Source organism: Microbacterium sp. Bi128 (assembly GCF_918698205.1).
This window is the reverse complement of record NZ_CAKKMM010000266.1, coordinates 1-5,524: the sequence shown is the minus strand read 5'-3', so window position 1 is coordinate 5,524 and position 5,524 is coordinate 1. Positions and strand designations below refer to the sequence as shown.

4 protein-coding genes are annotated in these 5,524 nt (G+C 70.4%); 1 reads left to right on the top strand and 3 read right to left on the bottom strand.

Annotated features, from left to right (window positions below):
* Positions 1-441 (top strand): GntR family transcriptional regulator (locus LQV45_RS16635; RefSeq protein WP_230007981.1); only part of this gene is annotated, 441 nt, incomplete at its 5' end.
* A gap of 422 nt (positions 442-863) precedes the next feature.
* On the opposite strand, the gene LQV45_RS16630 is transcribed toward LQV45_RS16635, so the two are convergent.
* The 3 genes from LQV45_RS16630 to LQV45_RS16620 all read right to left on the bottom strand — a co-directional run.
* Positions 864-2,615 (bottom strand): biotin carboxylase N-terminal domain-containing protein, encoded by a 1,752-nt coding sequence (locus tag LQV45_RS16630; protein WP_230007980.1) that lies wholly within the window; start codon positions 2,613-2,615, stop codon positions 864-866.
* Positions 2,615-4,264: a 5-oxoprolinase/urea amidolyase family protein gene (locus tag LQV45_RS16625; protein WP_230007982.1), complete on the bottom strand. Its 1,650-nt coding sequence runs from the start codon at positions 4,262-4,264 to the stop codon at positions 2,615-2,617. Before LQV45_RS16625 ends, LQV45_RS16630 begins: the two co-directional genes overlap by 1 nt.
* A 158-nt stretch (positions 4,265-4,422) precedes the next feature.
* A partial coding sequence (locus LQV45_RS16620; protein ID WP_230007979.1) for an MFS transporter occupies positions 4,423-5,524 on the bottom strand: 1,102 nt, incomplete at its 5' end.

The window sequence follows — 5,524 nt, the reverse complement described above, 5'->3', positions numbered from 1 at the left end:
GATGACGGCGACCGGGCCCGGCTCCGCCTGGACCGCGGGGCCGAGGTCGTCATCGTCGAACGGGTCCGGTTCGCCGATGCCCGGCCCGTCGTCTACAGCCTCGACCGCGTCCCTCTGGCCCTCGTGCCCGAAGCGGCCCGGTCCAACCTCGGCCCGTCCCTGTTCGACCTGCTCGAGACCCTCAACTACGGCGTCCGGAACGGGCGGGCCAAGCTGCTCCCCGTCCTCGCCGGACCCCCTGAGGCCGCACAGCTCCAGGTCAAAGAAGGCGTCCCGCTGCTCTACTTCGACGAGGTCGACTACGACATCAACGGCACCCCGGTGCTCGCCTCCTTCGAGTGGCACACCAGCGACGTCTTCGAAATGTGGCTCAACCGCCGCGCCCAGCCACCCGCCCAGCAGGTCCAGGCCGCTCCGGCCCTCTCAGAGTCACGGACCTGACCGGGCAACAACCACAACCACCGGACACACGGCCGGGCACGCTCCCCAGCGTGCCCGGCCGTTCCCGTTGTGGAGGTTGTTCGGCTCGCAACCGGCCGATCACTTGAAGATCACCTGGAGATCACCGGCGGTATTCGGCCCAGATCCCTTCCACTGCCGCTCCACGGGCATGCAATGGGGCCCCGGCCCGGGGCCCTTCTGTACCGAGTGGCAGAGGACTTCAAAGCCGGACGCTCACCCCGGGATTTTCCCGAAGAGCACTATGAAGCCGACTGGGATAACCGGTTCCATGAGAAGGAACTCAACCCCATCGGCAGGCGCGGACTCGGGCTGGAGGCATAGCCACGCCCGCTCGAACGTGACTGGGCCGCTTCCGCCAGCGGAAACGGCCCAGTCACTCGCCAAACATCAGCAGAATGCGGCTACCCGATCAGCGCGAGCACCGCGCCGGCCGTGACAACCCCGCCCGCTTTGGTGCGGACGTCGGTGACGGTGCCGTCCCGGTGCGCGGAGACCTGGGTTTCCATCTTCATGGCCTCAAGGACCACCACCGGGTCCCCGGCCGAGACTTCGGCTCCCGGCTCGACGAGCCATTTCACGACTGTCCCTGCCATGTCCGCGCGCAGCTCCCCAGGGTCGCCAGCGGCGGCGGCACCGCCGTCGGACGCTACCGACACCCCGGCGGGCGCGGAGCTGCCTGAGCGGGCCCAGGCGTCGAGCAGATCGGCCGGAAGGCCGACGGCGAGGCGCCTGCCGTCCACGTCGACGGTGATGGTGCGGCGTTCGCCGTCGGGCGCGGTGGTGCTGTAGTCCGGATCGGCAGGGATGCTGTCCGCGAAGTCGGTTTCGATCCATCGGGTGTGGATGCCGAGGCCGTCCTCGGAGGTGAAGTCCGGGGATTCCAGCACGGCCCGGTGGAAGGGCAGCACGGTGGCGACCCCGGTGATCCGCATTTCGGCGAGGGCCCGGCGGGCACGGCGCAGGGCCTGCTGGCGGTCCGCGCCGGTGACGATCAGCTTCGCGAGCAGGGAATCGAACTGCGGCGCGACGAAGGACCCGGAGCGGACGCCGGTGTCGAGGCGGATGCCCGGGCCGGTGGGACCGGCGAATTCGCCGATGGTGCCGGGCGAGGGCAGGAAGCCGCGGCCCACGTCCTCTGCGTTAAGCCGGAATTCGAAGGCGTGTCCGCGCGGTGCCGGGTCTTCGGCCAGGCGCAGCGGCTCGCCCGCGGCGATCCTGAACTGTTCCTGGACGAGGTCGATCCCCGTGGTTTCCTCGGTGATGGGGTGCTCCACCTGGAGCCGGGTGTTGACCTCCAGGAAGGCCACGGTGCCGTCCGCCGCGACGAGGAATTCCACCGTGCCGGCGCCGGAGTAGCCCGCTTCCCGGCAGACGGCCTTGGCGGCGTCGTAGATCAGCGTGGTCTGCTGGTCGGTCAGGAACGGCGCGGGGGCCTCTTCGAGGAGCTTCTGGTGCCGGCGCTGCAGGGAGCAGTCGCGGGTTCCGACGACCACGACGTTGCCGTGCGCGTCCGCCAGGACCTGCGCCTCGACGTGGCGCGGACGGTCCAGGTAGCGCTCCACGAAGCACTCGCCCCGCCCGAAGGCGGCAACGGCTTCCCGGACGGCGGAGTCGAAGGCTTCCTCGACCTCGTCGATGACCCGGACCACCTTCATGCCGCGGCCACCGCCGCCGAAGGCGGCCTTGATGGCGATCGGCAGGCCATGCTCTTCGGCGAAGGCGCGGGCCTCGGCCGCCGTGTCGACGGGACCGTCGCTGCCGGCCACCAGGGGTGCGCCGGCCCGGACGGCCGCGTCGCGGGCCGTGATCTTGTTGCCGAGCAGCCGGATCGCGTCCGGCGTCGGACCGATCCAGGTCAGCCCGGCGTCGAGGACGGCCTGGGCAAAGTCGGCGTTCTCGGAGAGGAAGCCGTAGCCGGGGTGGACGGCGTCCGCACCGGACTGGGCCGCCACGGCGAGGAGCTTGGGGATGTTCAGGTACGTGCCCGCGGGCGAGTTGCCGTCCAGGCTGAAGGCCTCATCCGCGGCCGAGACGTGCAGGGCGTCGGCGTCGATGTCGGCGTAGACAGCGACGGACGCCAGCTGCGCGTCGTCGCAGGCCCGGGCTATGCGGACCGCGATTTCTCCACGGTTGGCGATCAGGACCTTGCGCATCAGTTACTCGCTTCTTCTGTGGTGGTGGCGGATTCGGTGGGGTGTTCGATGGTGGCGGATTCGGCCCAGCGGAAGCGGATCCTGCCGCCGATCGGGACCTGGGCGGCGAGGTCCAGCTGGGAGTCGACCACCACGGCGATCACCGGGTAGCCGCCGGTGATCGGATGGTCGGCCAGGAAGAGCACGGGCAGGCCCTCCGGCGGGACCTGCAGGGCGCCGGCGACGGTGCCTTCGCTGGGCAGTTCGCCCTGGCGGCTGCGCTGCAGCGGCGTACCGTCCAGCCGCATGCCGACGCGGTTGGACTGCGGCAGCACGGCCCAGTCCTGGGCGGTGAAGGAATCCAGTGCCGCCTGATCGAACCAGTCGGCGCGGGGGCCGGGGACGACGTCGAGGACGGTCACCCCGGTGCCCGGGTAGTCCGGCTGCAGTTCGGGATTTCCGACGACGCCGGTCTCGGCTTCTCCGCCGGCGCCCAGTTGCTGCCCGGCGGCCAGGGGCGCAGGACCGATCCCGGACATGGTGTCCGTGGAGCGGCTGCCCAGTACCGGGGCGGCATCCACCCCGCCGCGGACCGCAAGGTAGCTGCGGAAGCCGCTGTGCGGCGCACCGATGCTGAGCGTTTCGCCGTCGAGCAGCGCGAAGGCAGTGGCCACCGGCACGGTGCGCTGCCACGTATCGCCGGCGTCGTCCGGTGCGGACGCGATGCTCAGTTCCGACGGCGCCCCGGCGACGGCGAGGACCTGGTCCCCCATGGCCTGGACCTTGAGTCCGCCCGCGACGGTCTCGATGCCGGCTGCGCCGGGGGCGTTGCCGACGAGGCGGTTGGCCCGGCGCAGTGAGGCCCGGTCCAGCGCGCCGGCGGCGGAGACGCCCAGGCCGGAGTGGCCGTCCCGGCCGAGGTCCTGGATCAGGCTCTGAAGGCCCGGTGAAACGATCCGGATCCCGGCCGTGACGTCCTGCCCGGCAACCGGTTCCGGCGCGGTGCCCTCGGCCGCAGGCGCCGCGGCCGGCTCGACAGCTGGCTCGGTGGCTGGCTCGGCCGCGAGGGCGAGTGCATCCCGGACCGGACGGAACTGCACCCGGTGGCCGGGGGCGGCCAGGGCGGGCGGCTCCCGGTCCAAGTCCCACATCTTGGCGTTGGTGCGCCCGATCAGCTGCCAGCCGCCCGGGGAACGGCGCGGGTACACGGCCGAGTAGTTGCCGGCCAGCGCCACGGAGCCCGCGGGAACTGCGGTGCGGGGCGAGCTGCGGCGCGGCACTTCCAGCTGCTGGTTCTCCCCGATCATGTATCCGAATCCGGGGGCGAAGCCGGCGAAGGCCACGGTCCAGACCTGCCCGGAGTGGGCGGCGATCACGCCGTCCGTTCCCAGGCCGGTGAGCCGTCCGACTTCGGCGAGGTCCTCGCCGTCGTACACGGTGTCAATGACCACCAGCTCGCCGTCGCGTTGCACGGGTGCGGTGAGGTCGAGCTGCATCAGGCGGGTGGCGATGCGCCGGGCCGAGGCCGGGGATTCGGCCTTGACCAGGACGGTCTCGGCCGCGGCCAGGATGTCCTGCTGGCCCGGCAGCGGTTTCTCGAGGAGCAGCGCCTGGAGGGCGAGCACGTCCTGGGTGCCGGAGAGCTCTGCGAGGACCGCGCGCGTCCCCACGGCCCGCACGGAGCGGACCTTGTGAACTGCGGTTTCGCCTGCTGCGGCGGCTTGTACCTTCAGGGGTTCCCCTGCTGTCTCAATCACGAGTTGCCTCAATCATTGTGCCGGTGAAATCATGCCGGCGGACAGGATCCGCCGAAGAAGATCCGCGCCGCTCAGGCGCGGGCTTCCTGCAGGAGCCGCTCCTCCTCGTCGGTATGCGGGTTGCGCCCGATGGCCAGCCCGATCACGGTCACGATGGAGGCGACCGCGAGGTAGCCGGCGATCAGGAACCAGTTGCCGCTGACAGCGAAGAGGGCAGTGAAGACCAGCGGTGCGATAGCGCCGCCGACCACGCCGGCCAGGGTGTAAGCCAGCGAACTGCCGGCGTAGCGCAGCCGCGCCGGGAACTGTTCGGTGATGTAAGCCGCCTGCGGGCCATACATGAAGGCGTGGAAGGCCAGCCCGATCACGATTCCGATGGTCAGCGTGAGGACCGACTTGTCCTGAATCATGAGGAAGAACAGCGGAATGTAGACGGCGGTTCCGACGGCGGCGATGCCGTATACGAGTCGGCGGTTGACGCGGTCCGTGAGGGCGCCCGCCGCCGGGATCAGGAACAGTTGGAAGGCTGAGCCGATCAGGATGGCGGTCAGTACGTTGCTGGTGCTCATGCCCAGTTCCTTGGTGGCGTACACGGCCATAAAGACGGTGAGCAGGGAGTACAGCACGTCCGGGCTGATGCGGGACAGGGCGGCCGAGACGAGGGCGCGCGGCTCCTTGGTGAAGACCTCCTTGATGGGGGCCTTGGGCTGTTCGCCGTGGGCCTGGATGGCCTTGAAGACGGGAGTTTCCTCGAGCTTCAGCCGGATCAGCAGGCCGAAGCCCACCAACACCGCCGAGGCGAGGAAGGCCACGCGCCAGCCCCAGGAGAGGAACTCTTCGTTGCTGAGCGTCGCGGCGAGCACGGCCAGAACGCCGTTGGCCATCAGGTTGCCGGCGGGCGGGCCAATCTGCGCGGCGGAAGACCAGAAGCCGCGCCGCTTCGCGTCGCCGAATTCGCTCGAGAGCAGCACGGCCCCGCCCCACTCGCCGCCGACGCCGATGCCCTGCGCCAGGCGCAGCAACACGAGGATGATGGGTGCGGCTATACCGATGGTGGCGTAGCCCGGGAGCGCGCCGATCACCACCGTAGCGATGCCGATCAGCAGCAGGGTGGTCACGAGGACCTGCTTGCGGCCGATCTTGTCAACGCGCCGGCCGAAGATCACGCCGCCG

Excerpts from the sequence above, each read along its gene's own strand:
- LQV45_RS16630 (WP_230007980.1), bottom strand. The coding sequence starts at position 2,615 with ATGCGCAAGGTCCTGATCGCCAACCGTGGAGAAATCGCGGTCCGCATA.